2 protein-coding genes are annotated in these 1286 nt (G+C 71.3%); both read left to right on the forward strand.

Features of this window, described 5'->3' with window-relative positions:
* Nucleotides 1–590, forward strand: a 590-nt coding sequence (locus GJV64_RS14600; protein WP_205599658.1) for a flagellar basal body L-ring protein FlgH, incomplete at its 5' end; no start/stop codon positions are given.
* Nucleotides 587–1286, forward strand: a 700-nt coding sequence (locus GJV64_RS14605) for a flagellar basal body P-ring protein FlgI (protein ID WP_205599659.1), incomplete at its 3' end; no start/stop codon positions are given. The genes GJV64_RS14600 and GJV64_RS14605, both read left to right, overlap by 4 nt.

Consider the following 1286-nt stretch of genomic DNA (forward strand, 5'->3'; position numbering starts at 1 on the left):
CGAAGCTGCGGCCGTTGCCGCCCACGCTGCCGGCGGCGCCGGTGCCGGCGCCCGTAGCCACCGGCAGCCTGTTCGACGCGCAACGCTTTTCCGGCCTGGTCAGCGATCGGCGGGCGCGGCGGGTAGGCGATCTCGTCACCATCCGGCTAGTGGAGCGCACCCGTGCCGCCAAGTCCGCCAGTGCCGACAGCAGCCGCGACAGCGACACGGCCTTTCGCATGCCGCAGATCTTCCCCTTCACCCGGCTGGCCGAGGGCGCGCTGCAAGGCGGCAGCACGCAAGGGTTCACCGGCAGCGGCGCGGCGCAGCAGAACAACGAACTGTTCGGTGAGCTAACCGTGACGGTGGCCGAAGTGCTGCCCGGCGGCGTGCTGCGGGTGGCCGGCGAGAAGCGCCTGTTGCTGAACCGCGGCGAGGAGCATCTGCAACTGACCGGGCTGATCCGTGTCGATGATCTCGGTTTCGACAACAGCGTGCCGTCCACCCGCGTGGCCGATGCCCGCATCCGCTTCGGCGGCACCGGCCAGGTGGCGGACAACAGCCGCCAGGGCTGGCTGGCGCGCTTCTTTGCGAAGATTTCTCCGCTGTGAGGTGGCTGCTTGCCCTGCTGCTGCTGCTGGCGGCCCCCGCGAGCGCCGAACGCGTGAAGGACATCGCGCGCTTTGCCGGCGTGCGCGCCAACGCGCTCACCGGCTATGGCATCGTGGTCGGCCTCACCGGCAGCGGCGACCAGAATCTGGAGTTCACCATCCAGTCGCTGAAATCGGCGACGGCGCGGCTAGGCGTGCTGCTGCCGCCGGGCGTCAACCCCCAGCTCAGGAACGCCGCCGCCGTGATGGTGACGGCCGAACTGCCGGCCTTTGCCAAGCCCGGCCAGCGGCTGGACGTGACGGTGGCAGCGCTGGGCCAGGCCAAATCCTTACGCGGCGGCACGCTGCTCTTGACCGCGCTGCAGGGCGCCGATGGCGAGATCTATGCGCTGGCGCAAGGCAGCCTCGCGGTGGGCGGCTTTGGCGCGGAAGGGCGTGACGGCAGCCGCATCGTGGTGGGCACGCCGGCCACCGGCCGGGTGCCGGCAGGTGCCATCGTCGAACGCGCCGTGCCCTCGCCCTTTGCCAACTCTGGCCCCCTCTGGCTTGATCTCAACGACCCGGATTTTTCCGCCGCGCGCGCCGTGGCCGATGCCATCACCACGACGCTGGGCGGCGATGCCAGCGCCGAGGACGGCACCCGCATCCGGATCAGCGCGCCCGACGACGTGGCGGCCCGCATCGCGCTCGCCGCCC

Origin of the sequence: Sandarakinorhabdus rubra (assembly GCF_010994245.1) — a bacterium.
Lineage (GTDB): Bacteria > Pseudomonadota > Alphaproteobacteria > Sphingomonadales > Sphingomonadaceae > Sandarakinorhabdus > Sandarakinorhabdus rubra.